We start from the raw sequence: 17451 nt of genomic DNA, 5'->3' as shown, positions 1-17451 counted from the left end.
AAATGATGATAGTTAGACAGTAGGAGGGAAAAGTCATGATCAAACGTGACAAACGGCTGCTGATTGATTTACCAATGCCAGATCACCCAGATGCAAATGGTGCAGCGGCTGTGCAAGAATTACTCGGCGGAAAATTTGGTGAAATGTCCACATTAAATAACTACATGTTTCAATCGTTTAACTTTAGAGGGAAACGAAAGCTCAAACCATTTTATGATCTTGTATCAAGTATTACAGCTGAAGAATTCGGTCATGTAGAGCTTGTGACAACTGCAGTCAATCTCATGATTACGGGAACCACCCATGGGGGCGATCCAGATACGACCCCAATGAAAGCGGCTGTTGATAAACGAAATACGCAGCATTTTATCCAAACGGCACAAACAGGCTATCCGTTTGACTCCATGGCAAAGCCATGGACAGGTGAGAATGTGTTCTCAAGTGGTAATCTGATTCTGGATCTTCTTCATAACTTCTTCCTAGAGTGCGGAGCTCGTACGCATAAAATGCGCGTATATGAAATGACGGATCACCCTACGGCAAGAGAAATGATCGGTTATTTACTTGTCAGAGGCGGCGTTCATGTTGTGGCGTATGCAAAAGCCCTTGAGGTAGCGACAGGGGTAGATGTTGGGAAGATGCTGCCAATTCCAAATCTCGACAATAAATACTTTGACTCTGCAAGAAAGTTTGAAGATCAGAATATTCATACAAAACTGTATACATTTAGTGATACGGATTATAAGGATATCAATCAAATTTGGAAAGGAAACCATCCGATTGATGGAAAGCCGCTGACAGTTATTGAGGGCACGCCAAAAGGTGCACCCGTGCCAGATTATAGAGATTTGCCGGAAGAGTTTGCTCCAGGTATTTCAAAAGAAGATTTTGACGAAATTGCGAAACGCCTGATGAGATCGGCCGGTTTATAAAAAACAAGATGCATGAGAAAAGAAAAAAGACTCAAAATAAAAAAACAGATTCTTTTTCTTTTTTTGAATTCAAGAGGAAAAATATCATCTGAGAACACTTTATGGTATGATGCTTTGTAGGACTTGTGTATAATCAATACGGGTTCATCTTGAGTTGTTTTTTTGAAAGGAGTCTTTTTTTAGAATGTCACAATTAATGGGTATCATTACAAGGCTGCAAAGTCTTCAAGAGACAGCAGAAGCTGCAAACGAGCCGGCACAGCGTTATTTCGAAGTGAACGGTGAGAAAATCTGTAGTGTTAAGTATTTCGAAAAGAATCAAACGTTTGAATTGACTGTTTTTCAACAAGGGGATAAGCCAAACACTTTCCCATTTGACAACATTGATATGATTTCGATTGAGATTTTTGAGCTTCTACAATCCTAAGCTGAATCGTATGAAATGTTTTTTCTAAGAATTCCTTCGTTGATTGCGGAAGCATACACTTCATAAGTGATGAACAAATGGAAGATGATCATTCAGTGCAATATTCGGATAAGAGACCATTAAAAAGGAGTTCCTTTCTGTGAGTGATTCTTTTTTCTTTAATCTTTCTGAAGAGCATTTAGCGTTTTCTGATGTTGTCATGAGAATGAAAGACTTTATTCAGAAAGACCCGAGATCTGTTTATGTACTATCAATTGGTACGGACTCTCAGGTCAATCAGAATGTCACAAGATTTATGACTGCAATTCATCTTCACCGGATCGGCAAAGGAGCTTGGGGCTGTCTCACGCAGCAAGTGTTGAATCGGCCTGTACAAAGTCTTAGAGAAAAAATTTCATTAGAGACAGCGTTTAGCCAAAAGGTATGTGCAGACATCCTTGAGGGACCTTTAACAGAACTGATGGATTTGCTTCTTCCGTTTGCTGAGGAAGGGGCAGACCTTCGTTTTGAAGTCCATCTAGATATTGGCAAAAAAGGAAGTACAAAAGAGCTGATCCAGGAAATGACCGGAATGATCACAGCCATGGGAATTGAAGCAAAAATAAAACCCGACTCATACGCAGCATTTTGCTACGCCAATCGATACACAAAATAAATTCCGTCATTTTTCTCCAAACGTTGTCGAAACGTGCGGTTGACGATTCGATTCTAGTTCCTTATTCTAGCTGTATAGAGAGGAAGCAGACATTCAAACGCCTGCTAATCAATATAAAAGCATATATGAAACAGGGGGCCTGATGTTGAATGAGCGTCATCGAAAATCGTTTTAATGAAGAAGAGAAAAAGCTATTATTAAACGTATTACTGAATCAGGAATATGCTGTCGAATTACTAAGCAGTGAGATCAATGATATAGAATGTGGAACAAAAAATGTCGACGACAATACGTATAAGAAATTGATCACATTGTATGACAGAGTAAGGTTTGAGAATTAATATCGATTGAACATTCTATTAGATACTCTACGCTGAGTATCTTTTTTATGCAGAAAAAAAATCTTTCGACAAAATTCGTTTTAGTTTATGCTTAATGTTAAAGGGGAATGTATGATTGATGATTGAGAGAAAAGGGGTCGAAGAAACATGATAGAGATAGAACCGGCTCAATTACTTGAGTCAACAGTAGCTGAGCATATGATTGATGCAGATAAAGTGGCACACGTTCAAATTGGAAATAATCTTGAGCACGCCCTATTGGTCCTGACAAAAACAGGATATACAGCGATACCTGTTCTGGATGCTTCTTATCACCTTCATGGGTTAATTGGAACAAATATGATCATGGATAAAATCTTTGGCTTAGAACGAATTGAATTTGAAAAGCTCGACCAATTGAAGGTAGAAGAGGTCATGCTATCAGATATTCCAAGACTGAAAACGACGGATCCTGTTTTAAAAGGCGTTCACGCTGTGACGAATAATGGATTTGTTTGTGTGGAAAATGAAGAGCAAGTATTCGAAGGAATTTTCACTCGGCGTGTTGTATTAAAGCGCTTAAATGAAGTCATTCATTCCGCAAAAAAATGAGCTGCAGCCCAGCTTATTTTTTTTGCCTTCATAAGCTATTATTTATATAATGACTATATAAAATAAGAAAAACTTATCAAGAGAAGGAGGGCGTTCATGCAGCTTCAAGAGTTACATATGCTTGTTGTACTTAGTGAGGAATTGAATATGAGAAAGGCTTCAGAGCGGCTCTTTGTCTCTCAGCCTGCCTTATCTCAAAGACTGCAAACGATTGAAAAAGAGTGGGGAACCAAAATCTTTTTTCGTTCACAAAAAGGCTTGACAGTCACTTCAGCTGGCGAACAGATTATTCAATTCGCCAAAGAGGTCACGACTGAGCAGGATCGAGTGCGAGAGAGAATTGACGAGCTTGAAGGAGAAATTCACGGTACACTCAAGCTTGCAGTTGCGTCCATTATTGGTCAGCACTGGCTGCCAAAGGTGCTGAAGCGGTATGTCGAGAAATACCCAAATGCCAAAGTATCTCTTGTGACCGGCTGGAGCAGTGAGATGCTTAAAAGTCTGTATGAAGACCATGTCCACATTGGCATTATTCGCGGGAATCCTGATTGGAAGGGCACTAAGGAATACTTAATGACCGATCATTTATATTTAGTCGATTCTGTCATTAAGGATGTGGATGAGTTAATTGAGACAGAACGCCCGTTTATTCAATTTAAAAGTGATAGCACCTATTATCAAGAAATTCAGCACTGGTGGCATCAAAAGTTTAAAGTGTCGCCAAAACAGACGATTCTTGTGGACCAGATTGAGACATGTAAACAAATGGCCTATCACGGTATCGGCTACGCCATTTTGCCTTCGGTCACCTTATATGATCATGAGAAAAGCGTACACAAAACCCCGCTCGTAGACGCAAATGGAGAGCAAATCGGACGTGACACGTGGCTGTTAGGATATGAAGCCTCTTTTCAGTTAAAACAGGTTCAAGCATTTGTTGGTGTGGTAAAAGAAATGCTTGAAAGTGAGGCAGTGTAAGTACTTCTGGAAGAGGAGGTGCTTTTTAGGATAAGTGGTTTGATAGGTTTCTAATAGATTTATCTACTGAAAAAGCAGAAAGCTGGAAGAAATGATGAGAAATCAACAAAAAAAGAAGATGGATATACCGAAGTGGGGAACTTATTTACGCGAGAGATGGCGTGGACGTTTTGCAAGTCATCTTTCTTTAGAAGAACAAAAAGAGATTGGGATGGATGGCTTCCTATGGCACTTATGTAGCTGGGGAAAAGTTGAATGCCTTGAAAAAGAGGCAGCGATCAACGCCTTTCATCAGCAATCAAAGCATACATGTACGATTTTTTATCAATTTGCTCAAGAAGCGTATCTGTTTGAAAACGCCAAGGAACTGTCAGTGAAGGAATTGCCATATACAGACGGACACATGGACTATAGCGATCTGTATGTCATGGATTGGGAAGAAAATTGGACATTTGTGATGACGCACGAAACCGATTGCGGTCCATATTTTATTCAGAAATAAAAAAAGAGTAAATCACAAAGAGATAGAGTGATGATCAGTTAAAGCCGCCTTCCAATTGGAATGAGCGGTTTTTTGATGTACGTCATGTTTATTTTGAACAGCACCTTTTCATAAAACATTTGACAATGAAAATCATTATCATTTAAAGTGTACATATAATAATTGAAAATGATTATCATTTAGATGAGGTGACCAATAGATGAAAGCACTAATTGCATTTGCGAGTATGTCTGGCAATACGGAAGATATGGCAGCGATCTTAAAACAAACGCTTGAAGGAAAAGGGATAGAGACAGAGATGATGGAATTTGACGACACAAGCGCAGAAGATCTTTCTTCATACGATTATGTCATGATCGGCTCTTACACATGGGGTGACGGTGATTTACCTTATGAAGCTGAAGATTTTTATGACGAGGTCTCAGCACTTGAACTTAGTCACATCAAAGCGGCGGTATTTGGATCAGGCGATTACAGTTATCCGAAGTTTTGCGAGGCTGTTCATACCTTTCATGACATGCTGAAATCGACAGGTGCATCCGTATTTCCTGAAACATTGAAAATGGAACTTGCGCCAGATACAGATGAAGATGTGGCGTGCTGTGAGGAGTTTGCAACGAGCTTTTTAACGTGGGCATCATTGTCTGAGAAAAGAGTTGAAAATCATGTTTCATAAAGGTGCGACAGCTGTTGCTGCGTCTAAAAGTGGCGGCTATTTTGTTGCTGTCAAACGAGAAGGTATTTTCCATTACAGTGTGGAGGGCGGATGGCAGCAGCTTTTTAAGCTCAAGCATAAAATCCACGCTATCAGTTATATTGGTCCGTATTTGTTCGGAGTTGGTGAAAATGGAACTGTCATACGATCAGGAGATGAGGGCCATACGTGGGCGCTATCATCTTTTCCGACAAATGCAGTTGTTTGGTCTATTACAGGACGCAAAGATGGGTTTGTATGCGCACATGGAAAGCATAGTATTTATGTGTCAACCGATTTCGGAATTTCCTGGGAAATTATGAAGCCATTTGCTCATGTAAATCAGCCCCCTGTGATTCGCTCATTATGTGTAGCCGGTGATTATCTTTATATTGGAACACAGATTCATGAGGTGCATGGAGGAATATGGGTGTATGACTTGCAAAGTGAACAGATTTTTCTCCTAAACAGAGAAGAGCACCGAATGACTGCTTCTATGTTGCTTTGCGGGGAACACCTCCTTGTCTGTGCGATGGGCTCTAAAAAAGGGAAAAGAGGATCTGTTCAAATTTTAGACTTACATACAAATATGCTGCATGATATTCAATCACAAGCTTTTACGCGAGAGGAATCATTTTTGGATGTGTCAGAGGATAACGGCATTGTGTACGTGACCACCTCACAGGACGAGCATGGATTTTCTAAGGTGTATCAGCTTGATATAGAGCAAAAAGAGCTCAAGTGGTTTGATACGATCAAAGGGCATGGTTTTCGTGTCGCCAATCAAAAGGAGAATTTTTTCTGTGCGGGTTTATATGAAAGTAAGTTTGTCAGGCCTTATGAGGAACCTGCACTGATTCATTAATAAGGAGGAAGAAAAAGTGACGAAAAAAGTTTTATTGGTGTATGCCACAATGTCAGGAAATACAGAAGCAATGGCTGATTTAATCGAAAAAGGATTAAAGGAAGCTGGGGCTAGCGTGGATCGGCATGAAGCGATGGATATTGATGCTGAACTCCTTCATGATTACTCGCACATTCTGTTAGGTGCATATACTTGGGGAGATGGTGATCTTCCAGATGATTTTATTGATCTATATGAGGAAATGGAAGAGCTTGATTTGACGGGTAAAGCATTTGCTGTATTCGGTTCTGGAGATACATCTTATGAACATTTTTGCGGAGCTGTGGATTTAATTGAAGAAAAAGTGAAGGAGCTGGGCGGTGATATCGTCCTGCCATCCATCAAAATTGAGCTGAATCCAGAAGGAAACGAGGAAGAGGAATTGATTTCTTTTGGTAGACAATTTGTTCATCTTCACCAGCAAGAAGCGGGATAAAGAGGCCCGCTTGTTTTATTTGCCAAGGCGCAGACGATTCTTTCACTTGTCATTAAAACTCTCCTTTGGTACAGTAATGAAGTATAAATTAAGAGGAGGACATACATACATGAAACAAATGGACGCTAATGAAATTATTTCATTTATTCAAAATAGTACAAAATCAACACCTGTGAAAGTCTACATTAAAGGGGACTTAGAAGGTATTGAATTTGGTGAACATGCAAAAACATTTATCACAGGTAACACTGGTGTTGTCTTCGGTGAGTGGAGCGAAATTCAAGAAGCTCTAGCATCAAACAAAGACAAAATTGAAGATGTTGTCGTGGAAAATGACCGTCGTAACTCTGCGATTCCTATGTTGGATTTGAAAAACATCAAAGCACGTATTGAGCCAGGTGCAATCATTCGTGATCAAGTGGAAATTGGCGATAATGCAGTCATCATGATGGGTGCTTCTATTAATATCGGTTCAGTCATCGGTGAAGGTACGATGATTGATATGAACGTTGTTCTTGGCGGCCGTGCGACAGTAGGTAAGAACTGTCATATCGGTGCGGGATCTGTTCTTGCAGGTGTCATTGAGCCGCCTTCTGCTAAGCCAGTTGTAGTAGAAGATGATGTTGTCATTGGTGCAAACGCTGTTGTTTTAGAAGGTGTGACAATTGGAAAAGGTGCAGTTGTAGCAGCTGGAGCGATCGTTGTGAACGATGTCGAGCCTTACACGGTTGTAGCAGGTACACCTGCAAAGAAAATCAAAGACATTGATGAAAAAACAAAAGGTAAAACTGAAATCAAACAAGAACTGCGTCAGCTTTAATTGACACAATTCGCAGCTGAAGACATAGACGTGGATGATATATCCACGTCTTATTCGTATAGAGGAAAGGAAGCGAGTTCACTTGTTAAATCGTGAGCAATTAATATCCATTCGAAGAGATTTGCACCAAATTCCTGAGCTTGGTTTTAAGGAATTTAAAACACAAGCTTACCTCATCAAGCATCTCGAATCGTACCCAACAGATCGAATCGAGATGGAAACATGGCGGACTGGACTTTTTGTGAAAGTAAAAGGGACAAATCCTACGCGCGTCTTTGCGTATCGTGCAGATATGGACGGATTATCTATCCCTGAAGAAACGGGCTATCCATTTCAATCGGTACATGAAGGCCACATGCATGCATGTGGACATGATCTTCATATGACCATTGCTCTTGGTATCATTGATCATTTCGTGCATCAGCCAATCAAAGAAGATCTGCTATTTATTTTCCAACCGGCAGAAGAAGGGCCAGGCGGAGCTGAACCAATGCTTACAAGTGATGTTCTAAAAAAGTGGACGCCAGACTTTATTACAGCGCTGCATATTGCACCTGAATATCCAGTCGGCACGATTGCAACAAAGCCGGGCCTATTATTTGCTAATACGAGTGAGCTTGTGATCGATCTTGAAGGAAAAGGCGGGCATGCCGCATACCCTCATTTAGCAAATGATATGGTGGTGGCTGCAAGTGCACTAGTAGGGCAGCTGCAATCGGTGATTTCACGAAATGTGGACCCTCTTGATAGTGCCGTCATTACAGTTGGCACGATTACAGGTGGCACTGCTCAAAATATCATTGCGCAGCATGCAAAGCTTGATGGAACCATTCGCACGCTCTCGCCAGAGTCTATGGAAAAGGTGAGAAAACGAATTGAAGCACTTGCAAAGGGAATTGAAATTGGCTATGAATGCAAGGTGACAGTTCGATACCCTTCATCTTATTACGAAGTGGACAATTCAAAGGATTTGACAGAAGAATTTATGTCATATGTAGCCGAAGAAGGTCTTGCGAACGTCATTGAATGCAGAGAAGCGATGACAGGAGAAGATTTCGGCTACATGCTGAAAAAATACCCTGGGTTCATGTTTTGGCTAGGGGTAGATTCAGAATATGGTCTGCACCATGCAAAACTCACGCCTGACGAAAATGCGATTGAAACAGCTGTGAACGTCATGACGGCTTATTTTAAAAAGCAAGCAGGTGAATGAATAATCAAATGGTCTCCTGTACACCTTATGAACAGGAGGTGTTCTTGATTATGACAAGAATTGGTGTAGAACCATCTTTATCCGATGTAGAAGAGCTTTTGAAGCAAAAAGGGTATGATGTCGTACGTATTCAAAATGAACAGCAAATGGATCAGTGTGACTGCTATGTGGTCACAGGACTAGATTCAAATGTTCTTGGCATTTCAGACACAACGACAAAGGCATCTGTCATTACAGCGTCAGGTATGACGGCTGATGAAATTTGTCAAGAAGTAGAACAGCGTGTTCAATAAAACTAACAAAAAAGAACCAGGATATTATGATCCTGGTTCTTTTTGCTCTTTGGCTAGATCGAGTGCTTCTTTCATTTTTTTGCGCAGAATTCGTTCGACACGCCACTGCTCCATCGTTTCAGTTTTTGCAATGATACGAAGGACGAGGGATGAAGAGCCAAATGATTCCACTCCAACGACTTGAGGACCTTCGATGATTTGCGGCATGCTCTCACGAACTTCATCACAGGCTGCTTGCAAAGTGGTGATCATCTGATCCACATTTTCATCTGGGGATAATTCGATATCAACGAGTGCCTGCATCGTCCCTCGTGAATGATTGCTTACATTCAGTATACTTCGGTTCGGAATGAAATGAAGAGTGCCATCAAAGCTTCGAAGCTGTGTTGTTCTCAGTCCAATTTGTTCAACGATCCCATCGAAACCAGCAACCGTTATATACTCGCCGACATCAAATTGTTTTTCCAGCAGTATGAAGAAGCCTGTCACAATATCACTCACTAATCCCTGAGCCCCAAATCCAATGGCAAGTCCTACAACACCTGCGCCAGCCAATAAGGCGGTTGGGTTATAGTGAAATAAGTCGAGGATCATCACAACTAGAATAAAAATCAGCAAGTAGGCGAAAATATTTAAGGTAAGACTTTGCAGCGTTTGAGCTCGTGATAAAGAGACATCGTGCTTCTCAGAGAATGCTGAATAGGCACGCTTAATCATCTTGTTTCCAATCGCTCTGATGATAAAATAAATCACAAAAATAGCAATGAGTTTTAGAAAAATCATACTGATATTCATGATGATGGAAACCCAATCTACTTGTTCAAGTGCTTTCATGATCTTCAAAACCTTTCTATGTATGTGCGAAATGAGAAGCTAATCATTTGTTCCCTTATGCAAGTCATGTTAAACTTTTAATAGTTGGAGCGAGAGATTGTGACAAATCGTTAATTAAATTTATTATTAATTAATATTGACTAAAAATCGCTTAAGTATTATAATTATATTTGTGAAGTTATTAACTAAATGAGAATTCAACCTATTGATTCTCATTTTATATACAGCTAAGAAGTCTGTATAAAGATATTATTTTTGGAGGGATTTACATATGGCAGAGCGTTTTGTAGGAAAACAAGCTCCACGTTTTGAAATGGAAGCAGTACTTGCTAATAAGGAATTTGGTAAAGTGAGTTTAGAGGAAAACATCAAGAATGACAAATGGACAGTTCTTTTCTTCTATCCAATGGATTTCACTTTTGTTTGTCCAACTGAAATTACAGCAATGAGCGATCGTTATGATGAGTTTGAAGATTTAGATGCAGAAATCATTGGTGTATCTACTGATACAATCCATACGCATCTTGCTTGGATCAACACAGATCGTAAAGACAATGGTCTTGGTGAATTAAAATATCCACTAGCTGCTGACACAAACCACACAGTATCTAGAGAATACGGTGTTTTAATTGAAGAAGAAGGAATTGCACTTCGTGGTCTATTCATCATTAACCCAGAAGGCGAACTTCAATATCAAACAGTATTCCACAACAATATCGGTCGTGATGTAGATGAGACACTACGTGTTCTTCAAGCATTACAAACTGGTGGACTTTGCCCAGCGAACTGGAAACCTGGTCAAAAAACACTTTAATTGATAGTTGAAGAAACAGTCTAACGGGTGTTAGACCTTCAGATTGTTGACAAAGGGCTAAAATGAACTTGATTTTAGCCCTTTGTCTTCTTTTCAGCGTGATAGAAAACCTTTGAAGTCTAGGAAGAACGAGTACTGGCGCGAAGCGAATGTGACATTCCGTGAGCACCAGCACGCAGGACCGAAAAAGAATGAGAGGGTTTGTCTACATGCTGGGGTCTAACTGATGTTAGACTTTTTTGTTTCGAGACATACAATGGATGGAGGCGCTTCAAAATGAAATTACGTCAACCAATGCCAGAACTAACTGGTGCAAAAGAATGGTTAAATGGAGAAGTAACAAGAGAAGAATTAATTGGTGATAAACCAACATTGATCCACTTCTGGTCAGTTAGCTGTCACCTTTGTAAAGAGGCGATGCCGCAAGTGAACCAATTCCGTGATGAATACAAGGATCAACTAAACGTGATCGCAGTTCACATGCCACGTTCAGAGGATGACCTTGATCTAGAAAAAATCAAAGAGGTTGCAAATGAGCATGAAATCACACAGCCAATCTTTGTAGACAGCGACCATAAATTAACAGAAGCATTTGAGAACGAATATGTACCAGCTTACTATGTATTCGATAAAACAGGTGCTTTACGCCACTTCCAAGCTGGCGGAAGCGGTATGAAAATGCTTGAAAAACGTGTCAATCGAGTTCTTTCTGAGTCTGAAAAGGCTGCAGAATAGGCTTTCCCCCCATGAATGGGGGTTTTTTCATGGGGAAAAATAGGAGACATATTGCACTGGATGAATATCATTGTAGGTGGAATGCCTAAGAAAAGAGAAAATGAGGGATTTCATTAAAAAAATTTCCTAAAATAAAAAGGTATTATGACCTATTTACATTTTTATTTTGAAATGAAAATGTAAAGATTTTAACTTTTTACTATTCAGAACGTTTTTGCACAAAAGAAATTTCAGTTTGGTAAATAACTATATAAATCAAGTAGTATAAGCATTTATTCAAAATTTTTACAATATTTTAAAGGTGGTCAAAAGCCTATAGTGGCAATGAAATGGGTGCCGATTTTTCTTCTTTGGCAAAATTTTAGTTGGAAATACCTATCTGATAGCAAACTGTAAAATGATAAAAAAATAGTTGATAAAATTAGTTTTCTAATCTAATATTTACTATAGAATATTTTTTATATGATGAGGGGGAAATCCATTGTTTAATGAGAGGGAAGCGTTACGTTTACGATTGGAACAATTAAATGAAGCAGAAGTAAAGGTCATCCGTGAATATCAAATTGAACGAGATGCGATTTACGCAAAACTAAGAGAATTAGACCGTCAAGGTACAGGTCTCGTCACAGATACAAAAAAAGAAGTACGTACAGAGAGAAAAACAGATTCACTGCCTGTATTAGCTGAGCTGGCTGCACAAGAAATGAGAAGCTACAATCAGCCTGTGCAAACGCAGTCAAACGTTACATCATCTTTAGGAACAGGTCAGCTAAATGGTGCACCTGTAGGTATTCCTGAAGGATCTACAAGACGCAGAAGAGGCACAGCTAGACCTGGATCAAAGGCAGCTAAGCTTCGTGAAGCTGCAATCAAAACATTAAAGCGTCATAATGCGGCGATTAAAAGCTCTGAACTTCAAAAAGAGATTGAAAAAGAGAGCGGTCTTGAAATTCCAAATATGACAACGTTTATGCAAAGCTTAATTAAAATGTACCCAGAAGTGAAGAAACCTTATCGCGGACAGTATATTTTAGAAGGCGACATTCAAACAGAAGACGAATAAATAAAAAAGAAACTGCTGGGCGTAAATGCCAGCAGTTTTTTCTTGCGTACGTGATGAATGAATCACTTTTTTTGATCAACTGTATAGACAATCTTTCGTTCTTTGGGCATGTTGTCGCGCTGTTTTTTAAATCCATCGATCTTCACTGTCATGACCTCTCCACTCCGCTGCACCGCATCAACTTTTGCCTGGAGCGTTTCTACTTGTTCGTTTAGTTTCTTCAAAATCGGTCCTATTTCTTCGGTTGTTTGCAAAATAGGGTCTTGTGAGAACGGCTCGGCATTTGTTTGGGCTGACTGGTCGATATCAGCAAAATGAGAAGCGATCCATTCCTCGCTTTCGGCTAACTGTTTTTGGTAGCTTGTGAGCGTTTCATAAAAAATGGCTTCTTTTGCTTTTTCGATTTGCAGTAATTTTCCTTGTGTTTCATAAAAACGCTCCTGTAGATGCCGGACGCCTTCTTGTAATAAATGAAGCTCTGCGTTTTTATCGCCTAGAGTTTGCTGCAGTTTTTCAATCACAGCGGATAAAGTATTTCCTTTTTTCTCCTCTTTTGCAAGCTGTTTATCTTGGTCTAGTAATCGCTCCTGTAGTTGCTGAGACATTTCCTTATATTTTACAACCTTCAAATGCAATCGGTGCTTTTCCTCTGTTTCTTTTCGTCTATGATAGGTTTCCTTTTGCAGCATTTCATGAAGAAGGACGATTTTATGTAATAATTCCGATTTGCTATAAGAGAGATCTTGTATTTTAGATGATGCTTCGTCTTGGTCAATGGTCATTTCATCCAATTGTTGTTTTAATTGAGTGAAATCCTTTTTCATCTCATGATATTCTTGAGATAGCTTCTTGTTTTTAGCATAGGTATACGTGGACTGTAAATCTGAAATTATCTGTTGATATTTGGCCGTTTCAGCTTTTAAAAATAGATTTTCTTGAGACAGATCATGGAATAGGGGAGAAGCATGGCGCCGGTTCATAGGTAGACCCTCCTTATTCATGTTATCAATAAAGTATGCGAAATGAGTGCGATTAGAACAACCATATCAAAGGGGATGAGATGATGAGAATAGTGAATGTGATACTAGCCGGAGGTGCTTCTAGGCGTTTTGGAGAGCCAAAGGCAAGTCATGTCTATCAGGGGAAACCACTATATGAACATGTGAAAGAGCAACTTTTGAAAGGGGAAACCATCATCATCAGTCACCCGAAGCTTCTGCCTTTTTTCAAAGCAAGAGGGGAACAAGCTGTTTGGTTAGATGATGAACAGGTGCGTGGGTATGGCCCGCTTGCAGGTATATATACCGCTATGCAAAAGCAAGAAGCAGAGTGGTATTTAGTGACGGCATGTGATATGCCATTCATACGAAAAGAGACAGCCGTCGCTTTATCTTCTTATTGCCATGAGCATGTAGATGCTGTGGTCCCGATGGTGCAGGAAAGATTACAGCCGTTATTTGCGCTTTATCACCGCCGCAGTCTTCCGTTTATTTCTGCGTGCTTAAAAGAGAATCAATTAGCTATCAAAGATTTATTACAAAAACTTCACGTCCAGGTTGTTCCAGCCGACGAACTGAACGTGGCACCAAATGAATTTCACAATATCAATAAAAGAAGCGATTTACCTGAAAACGGTATGATATGATACATAAAAACGAGAAGGAGAGAACAATATTGAACGAGCGATATTCAAGGCAAATCTTGTTCCCTCCGGTAGGCGAAAAAGGGCAGTCTGCGCTTGCCGAAAGTCATGTCCTTATTGTTGGAGCTGGTGCACTTGGAACAGCATCTGCTGAAGGGCTTGTCCGATCTGGAATTGGTACTTTGACGATTGTAGATCGTGATTATGTCGAATTCTCAAATTTACAGCGGCAGCAGCTGTACACTGAACACGATGCAAAGATGCATGTGCCAAAAGCGGCAGCGGCGAAAAAACGTCTCCAAGAGATCAACCATGAAGTGACCATACACGCCATTATTGAAGATGCAGGAGTAGAGCTGTTAAGACCTTTATTCCGAAAAGCAAATATCGTCATTGATGCGACTGATAATTTTGAGACAAGAATGGTGATGAATGACTTATCCTTAGAAACAAATACGCCTTGGATTTACGGTGCCTGTGTGAGCAGTCAGGGAATGTATATGACCATTTTGCCGGGCAAAACACCTTGCTTATCATGTGTATTTACCTCAGTGCCTGTTGGGGGTTTGACATGTGATACAGCTGGTATTATTTCTCCGGCTGTCCAAATGGTGTCGGCTTATCAGCAAACAGAGGCATTAAAATATTTAACAGGGCATGAAGAGCAAATGGAGCGAAAGTTTGTCACGTTTGATTTGTGGCAGTCGTCTTCGTTTAAAATGGATGTATCTCGTACGAAGCAGGAGAGCTGTCCATCTTGCGGCATAAATAGAACGTATCCATATTTACAGGAACAGCGCAAAAAAACAGCGGTTCTTTGCGGACGTGACACCGTTCAAATCATATCGAAGGATTTAGAAAACCTTTCATTTCAGCATGTAAAAGAGCGTCTGTCCTCTATTTGTGAGGTGGAAGTGAACGATTTTTTAATTCATATACGCTATGAAAGACACCGTATCGTTTGTTTTAAAGGAGGACGTGTATTAATCCATGGGACAAATGATGAAAGAGTAGCCAATTCATTACTAGCAAGACTGCTAGGCATATAGGAGTGAGAAGTGATGGAAAGACGACAGCCAATTCCAGTAGAAGAGGCAGTAAAGAAAGTCCACCAATTTCAAAAACATGGACAAGTCGAATGGGTTCCTTTAAAGAACAGCCTTGGAAGATGGATTGCAGAGGATATTTTAGCAGACCATGATGTTCCTGCCTTTGATCGTTCTCCGTATGATGGTTTTGCACTTCGAGCAGAAGATACAAAGGAAGCATCGAGCGAGCATCCGATTGAATTTGAGGTCATTGATCATATAGGGGCAGGTATTGTTTCTGCAAAAACGATCGGTCCTTTTCAAGCGATTCGCATCATGACAGGAGCGAAGATTCCAAAAGGAGCAAATGTTGTGATCATGCTCGAATTGACGAAAACGTTTGAAAAAGACGGTAAATCAATGATGTCACTTAAAAGACCGCTGAAAAAGGGGGACAATATTTCTCGGCAAGGAGAAGAGACCCTCAAAGGGAACGTCATGATCAAAAAAGGCTCAAAAGTTACCCCAGGCGTGACGGCGATATTGGCAACGTTCGGGTATGCGGTTGTGCCAGTCGTCAAAAAACCGGTGATCGGTATCATCTCAACAGGTACCGAGCTCCTACAAGTAAGTGATGCCATGGTGGACGGTAAAATTAGAAATAGTAACCTAAGCATGGTATACGCTCAGGTTCTTGAAGCTGGAGGAGAACCGCTTGATTTAGGCGGTGTATCCGATGATTTTGATCAAAGCTATGAAGCCGTAAAATCAGCCTTAAGCAAAGTTGATATGCTCATCACAACAGGTGGTGTATCGGTAGGTGATTTTGACTTTTTACCTGCTATTTATGAAAAACTAGGTGCAGAGGTGTTGTTTAATAAAGTCGCCATGAGACCTGGAAGTGTGACGACCGTTGCTGCGTTGTCAAATGGTCAATTGCTTTATGGGCTGTCAGGAAATCCGGCTGCCTGTTTTGTTGGCTTTGAACTATTTGTCAAACCGATCATTTATAAATGGTGTTTGAAAGAAAATCCATTTCCCGTTTTTGCTGAGGCGAAGCTGACACATGATTTTCCAAAAGCCAATCCATTCACACGATTTGTTAGAGCATCACTTGATTTCGCTGGCAGCCAGCTTAGTGTGACGCCAACAGGTCTTGATAAATCTAGTGCGGTGACATCTATTGCTCATGCTGATTGTTTCATTGTTTTGCCTGGAGGAACAAGAGGGTTTAGTGCAGGTGACCAGGTCAGCGTTCTGCTATTTCACCACGAAGGCGGTGCTCCATGTTGGATGACAAATTAAACATTCTACAAGTCGTGGGCTATCAAAATAGTGGTAAAACGACGCTGATCGAAAAATTATGTCAGCTGGCGGATGAAGAAGAAATGCAGCTAGGCTGCTTCAAACATCACGGACATGGCGGAAAACCAGACCGTCTGTTCAAACAAAAAGATACGGATCGATATGTTCAAGCGGGTGCATTTGCCGCAGGTGTGGAGGGAGAAGGTGAATGTCACTTTTTCATACGGCACATGACATTCACACAACTAATCAACATGTGTCAGCATCTTCCTTTAGATGCCGTCTTGATCGAAGGATACAAACAGGCGCCTTACCGCAAAATCCTGTGTGTCAAAGACGAACAGGAACTCATTGATCTTTCGACACTTTCTCATATACAAGCAGCCATTTATTTCAATAAAGAAATACAATTCACTGAGAAATACCCGTTTCCTGTGTTTTCAGCATTTGACAGGCGCGGGATCACATTTGCTTTTAATTTATTGAAGGGGGAAGCCTCGTATGAATGAACTTTTTAAGATCACAAAAGAGCCAATTGATGTGAATGAATTGATTCAGCATGTCACAAGGCGCAAAGCGGGAGCCATTACGACATTCATAGGCACGGTAAGAGAATGGACAAATGGCAAAAAAACGCTGCGTTTAACATATGAAGCATACATACCAATGGCGGAAAATATGTTGAGTCAAATTGGACAAGAAATTAAAAAACGCTGGCCCGATACAGAAGCTGCTATTGTGCATCGTATTGGCACTCTTGAGATATGTGACATTGCAGTGGCAATAGCTGTTTCATCACCTCATCGGAAAGCTGCATACGAAGCCAATGAATATGCGATTGAACGAATAAAGGAAATAGTTCCTATATGGAAAAAGGAATACTGGGAAGATGGAGAGGCTTGGATAGGTGATCAGCTTGAAACCGTTTCATACCCGGAAGGAAAACCTAGTACTCTCCAACTTAACGAGAAAGAAGGGAAGCGGCATGATTAGCGTATTATTGTTCGCCGGCCTTGCTGAGAAGGCCGGTAAACAACAAATCATCATTCAAAAAGATCAAACAACGGTTGATGAAATTAAAATAGAATTACAGGAGGTATATGGAGTTGATACTGCACAAAACGTGATGGTTGCAGTCAACGAAATATATACGAGGGGAAATGCTGAAGTGCGTAGCGGGGACACTGTTGCACTCATTCCTCCTGTAAGTGGTGGATAATAGATATTAGAGGATTTGGTTATGG

The 17451-nt window shown here is 40.4% G+C and carries 24 protein-coding genes; 22 read left to right on the top strand and 2 right to left on the bottom strand.

The window, feature by feature from the left end:
- Positions 1 to 35 precede the first annotated feature (35 nt).
- The 13 genes from EBQ12_RS02505 to EBQ12_RS02445 all read left to right on the top strand — a co-directional run bounded on the left by EBQ12_RS02505 (position 36) and on the right by EBQ12_RS02445 (position 8786).
- Complete coding sequence (locus tag EBQ12_RS02505; RefSeq protein WP_019743902.1) at positions 36 to 932, top strand: manganese catalase family protein; 897 nt, start codon at positions 36 to 38, stop codon at positions 930 to 932.
- 184 nt (positions 933 to 1116) lie between these two features.
- Positions 1117 to 1359: a YkuJ family protein gene (locus EBQ12_RS02500; RefSeq protein WP_003212254.1), complete on the top strand. Its 243-nt coding sequence runs from the start codon at positions 1117 to 1119 to the stop codon at positions 1357 to 1359.
- Between the two features lie 139 nt (positions 1360 to 1498).
- Positions 1499 to 2014, top strand: a complete 516-nt coding sequence (locus EBQ12_RS02495) for a ribonuclease H-like YkuK family protein (protein ID WP_024719568.1) — start codon at positions 1499 to 1501, stop codon at positions 2012 to 2014.
- A gap of 149 nt (positions 2015 to 2163) precedes the next feature.
- Complete coding sequence (gene abbA, locus EBQ12_RS02490; RefSeq protein ID WP_008347999.1) at positions 2164 to 2355, top strand: antirepressor AbbA; 192 nt, start codon at positions 2164 to 2166, stop codon at positions 2353 to 2355.
- Positions 2356 to 2502: 147 nt separating this feature from the next.
- Positions 2503 to 2946 (top strand): cyclic-di-AMP-binding protein CbpB, encoded by a 444-nt coding sequence (gene cbpB / locus EBQ12_RS02485; RefSeq protein ID WP_007498671.1) that lies wholly within the window; start codon positions 2503 to 2505, stop codon positions 2944 to 2946.
- Positions 2947 to 3042: 96 nt separating this feature from the next.
- The gene (locus tag EBQ12_RS02480) at positions 3043 to 3924 is read left to right on the top strand and encodes a LysR family transcriptional regulator (RefSeq protein ID WP_039168691.1); all 882 of its coding nucleotides are present in this window, start codon (positions 3043 to 3045) and stop codon (positions 3922 to 3924) included.
- Between the two features lie 94 nt (positions 3925 to 4018).
- On the top strand, positions 4019 to 4426 hold the full coding sequence (locus tag EBQ12_RS02475; protein WP_057079609.1) for a DUF4275 family protein: 408 nt from the start codon (positions 4019 to 4021) through the stop codon (positions 4424 to 4426).
- A 199-nt stretch (positions 4427 to 4625) separates the two neighbouring features.
- Positions 4626 to 5102, top strand: a complete 477-nt coding sequence (locus EBQ12_RS02470) for a flavodoxin (protein ID WP_017359419.1) — start codon at positions 4626 to 4628, stop codon at positions 5100 to 5102.
- Complete coding sequence (locus EBQ12_RS02465; RefSeq protein ID WP_125588955.1) at positions 5092 to 5985, top strand: WD40/YVTN/BNR-like repeat-containing protein; 894 nt, start codon at positions 5092 to 5094, stop codon at positions 5983 to 5985. Before EBQ12_RS02470 ends, EBQ12_RS02465 begins: the two co-directional genes overlap by 11 nt.
- Before the next feature lie 16 nt (positions 5986 to 6001).
- Positions 6002 to 6460 (top strand): flavodoxin, encoded by a 459-nt coding sequence (locus tag EBQ12_RS02460; protein ID WP_008347989.1) that lies wholly within the window; start codon positions 6002 to 6004, stop codon positions 6458 to 6460.
- A 109-nt stretch (positions 6461 to 6569) separates the two neighbouring features.
- The gene (dapD, locus tag EBQ12_RS02455) at positions 6570 to 7280 is read left to right on the top strand and encodes a 2,3,4,5-tetrahydropyridine-2,6-dicarboxylate N-acetyltransferase (RefSeq protein ID WP_008347987.1); all 711 of its coding nucleotides are present in this window, start codon (positions 6570 to 6572) and stop codon (positions 7278 to 7280) included.
- A 34-nt stretch (positions 7281 to 7314) separates the two neighbouring features.
- Positions 7315 to 8493, top strand: a complete 1179-nt coding sequence (locus EBQ12_RS02450) for an N-acetyldiaminopimelate deacetylase (protein ID WP_125588953.1) — start codon at positions 7315 to 7317, stop codon at positions 8491 to 8493.
- 50 nt (positions 8494 to 8543) lie between these two features.
- Positions 8544 to 8786 (top strand): YkuS family protein, encoded by a 243-nt coding sequence (locus EBQ12_RS02445; RefSeq protein ID WP_003211408.1) that lies wholly within the window; start codon positions 8544 to 8546, stop codon positions 8784 to 8786.
- Between the two features lie 24 nt (positions 8787 to 8810).
- On the opposite strand, the gene EBQ12_RS02440 is transcribed toward EBQ12_RS02445, so the two are convergent.
- On the bottom strand, positions 8811 to 9620 hold the full coding sequence (locus EBQ12_RS02440; RefSeq protein WP_039963326.1) for a mechanosensitive ion channel family protein: 810 nt from the start codon (positions 9618 to 9620) through the stop codon (positions 8811 to 8813).
- 271 nt (positions 9621 to 9891) lie between these two features.
- Here EBQ12_RS02440 and ahpA point away from each other — a divergent pair, with 271 nt between their 5' ends.
- The 3 genes from ahpA (at position 9892) to EBQ12_RS02425 (ending at position 12232) form a co-directional block, all read left to right on the top strand.
- Complete coding sequence (gene ahpA / locus EBQ12_RS02435; RefSeq protein ID WP_007498654.1) at positions 9892 to 10434, top strand: biofilm-specific peroxidase AhpA; 543 nt, start codon at positions 9892 to 9894, stop codon at positions 10432 to 10434.
- A 276-nt stretch (positions 10435 to 10710) separates the two neighbouring features.
- Positions 10711 to 11169 carry a TlpA disulfide reductase family protein gene (locus EBQ12_RS02430; protein WP_008345174.1) on the top strand — a complete coding sequence of 153 codons (459 nt, stop codon included), beginning with the start codon at positions 10711 to 10713 and terminating at the stop codon, positions 11167 to 11169.
- 481 nt (positions 11170 to 11650) lie between these two features.
- Entirely contained in the window at positions 11651 to 12232 is a 582-nt protein-coding gene (locus tag EBQ12_RS02425; protein ID WP_125588951.1) for a Rok-like winged helix domain-containing protein, read from the top strand.
- 62 nt (positions 12233 to 12294) lie between these two features.
- Here EBQ12_RS02425 and EBQ12_RS02420 read toward each other — a convergent pair whose 3' ends face one another.
- Entirely contained in the window at positions 12295 to 13212 is a 918-nt protein-coding gene (locus tag EBQ12_RS02420; RefSeq protein WP_019743806.1) for a coiled-coil domain-containing protein, read from the bottom strand.
- Between the two features lie 83 nt (positions 13213 to 13295).
- Between EBQ12_RS02420 and EBQ12_RS02415 the strand changes: the two genes are divergently transcribed.
- The 6 genes from EBQ12_RS02415 to moaD are packed head-to-tail and all read left to right on the top strand — an operon-like array spanning position 13296 to position 17426.
- The gene (locus EBQ12_RS02415; RefSeq protein WP_019743805.1) at positions 13296 to 13877 is read left to right on the top strand and encodes a molybdenum cofactor guanylyltransferase; all 582 of its coding nucleotides are present in this window, start codon (positions 13296 to 13298) and stop codon (positions 13875 to 13877) included.
- Between the two features lie 29 nt (positions 13878 to 13906).
- A complete protein-coding gene (locus EBQ12_RS02410; protein WP_019743804.1) occupies positions 13907 to 14923 on the top strand; it encodes a MoeB/ThiF family adenylyltransferase in 1017 nt (338 codons plus the stop codon).
- 9 nt (positions 14924 to 14932) lie between these two features.
- The gene (locus EBQ12_RS02405; RefSeq protein ID WP_029575455.1) at positions 14933 to 16207 is read left to right on the top strand and encodes a molybdopterin molybdotransferase MoeA; all 1275 of its coding nucleotides are present in this window, start codon (positions 14933 to 14935) and stop codon (positions 16205 to 16207) included.
- The gene (gene mobB / locus EBQ12_RS02400) at positions 16189 to 16716 is read left to right on the top strand and encodes a molybdopterin-guanine dinucleotide biosynthesis protein B (RefSeq protein ID WP_019743802.1); all 528 of its coding nucleotides are present in this window, start codon (positions 16189 to 16191) and stop codon (positions 16714 to 16716) included. Before EBQ12_RS02405 ends, mobB begins: the two co-directional genes overlap by 19 nt.
- Positions 16709 to 17200 carry a molybdenum cofactor biosynthesis protein MoaE gene (locus EBQ12_RS02395; RefSeq protein ID WP_008345161.1) on the top strand — a complete coding sequence of 164 codons (492 nt, stop codon included), beginning with the start codon at positions 16709 to 16711 and terminating at the stop codon, positions 17198 to 17200. Before mobB ends, EBQ12_RS02395 begins: the two co-directional genes overlap by 8 nt.
- Positions 17193 to 17426, top strand: a complete 234-nt coding sequence (gene moaD, locus EBQ12_RS02390; RefSeq protein ID WP_008345159.1) for a molybdopterin converting factor subunit 1 — start codon at positions 17193 to 17195, stop codon at positions 17424 to 17426. Before EBQ12_RS02395 ends, moaD begins: the two co-directional genes overlap by 8 nt.
- The last annotated feature ends 25 nt before the right edge of the window (positions 17427 to 17451 follow it).

The sequence above is a fragment of the Bacillus sp. 2B09 genome, assembly GCF_003946835.1.
Classification (GTDB): domain Bacteria; phylum Bacillota; class Bacilli; order Bacillales; family Bacillaceae; genus Bacillus; species Bacillus altitudinis.
This window is presented reverse-complemented; position numbering and strand designations above follow the sequence as displayed.

Bases quoted from the DNA above. Each gene is read 5' to 3' on its own strand.
- EBQ12_RS02415 (WP_019743805.1), top strand. From the start codon at position 13,296: ATGAGAATAGTGAATGTGATACTAGCCGGAGGTGCTTCTAGGCGTTTT.
- EBQ12_RS02480 (WP_039168691.1), top strand. From the start codon at position 3,043: ATGCAGCTTCAAGAGTTACATATGCTTGTTGTACTTAGTGAGGAATTG.
- dapD (WP_008347987.1), top strand. From the start codon at position 6,570: ATGAAACAAATGGACGCTAATGAAATTATTTCATTTATTCAAAATAGT.
- EBQ12_RS02440 (WP_039963326.1), bottom strand. From the start codon at position 9,620: ATGAAAGCACTTGAACAAGTAGATTGGGTTTCCATCATCATGAATATC.
- EBQ12_RS02500 (WP_003212254.1), top strand. From the start codon at position 1,117: ATGTCACAATTAATGGGTATCATTACAAGGCTGCAAAGTCTTCAAGAG.
- EBQ12_RS02445 (WP_003211408.1), top strand. From the start codon at position 8,544: ATGACAAGAATTGGTGTAGAACCATCTTTATCCGATGTAGAAGAGCTT.
- EBQ12_RS02470 (WP_017359419.1), top strand. From the start codon at position 4,626: ATGAAAGCACTAATTGCATTTGCGAGTATGTCTGGCAATACGGAAGAT.
- moaD (WP_008345159.1), top strand. From the start codon at position 17,193: ATGATTAGCGTATTATTGTTCGCCGGCCTTGCTGAGAAGGCCGGTAAA.
- EBQ12_RS02475 (WP_057079609.1), top strand. From the start codon at position 4,019: ATGAGAAATCAACAAAAAAAGAAGATGGATATACCGAAGTGGGGAACT.
- EBQ12_RS02430 (WP_008345174.1), top strand. From the start codon at position 10,711: ATGAAATTACGTCAACCAATGCCAGAACTAACTGGTGCAAAAGAATGG.
- abbA (WP_008347999.1), top strand. From the start codon at position 2,164: ATGAGCGTCATCGAAAATCGTTTTAATGAAGAAGAGAAAAAGCTATTA.
- mobB (WP_019743802.1), top strand. From the start codon at position 16,189: ATGTTGGATGACAAATTAAACATTCTACAAGTCGTGGGCTATCAAAAT.
- EBQ12_RS02505 (WP_019743902.1), top strand. From the start codon at position 36: ATGATCAAACGTGACAAACGGCTGCTGATTGATTTACCAATGCCAGAT.
- EBQ12_RS02420 (WP_019743806.1), bottom strand. From the start codon at position 13,212: ATGAACCGGCGCCATGCTTCTCCCCTATTCCATGATCTGTCTCAAGAA.
- cbpB (WP_007498671.1), top strand. From the start codon at position 2,503: ATGATAGAGATAGAACCGGCTCAATTACTTGAGTCAACAGTAGCTGAG.
- EBQ12_RS02450 (WP_125588953.1), top strand. From the start codon at position 7,315: ATGATATATCCACGTCTTATTCGTATAGAGGAAAGGAAGCGAGTTCAC.
- EBQ12_RS02395 (WP_008345161.1), top strand. From the start codon at position 16,709: ATGAATGAACTTTTTAAGATCACAAAAGAGCCAATTGATGTGAATGAA.
- EBQ12_RS02465 (WP_125588955.1), top strand. From the start codon at position 5,092: ATGTTTCATAAAGGTGCGACAGCTGTTGCTGCGTCTAAAAGTGGCGGC.
- ahpA (WP_007498654.1), top strand. From the start codon at position 9,892: ATGGCAGAGCGTTTTGTAGGAAAACAAGCTCCACGTTTTGAAATGGAA.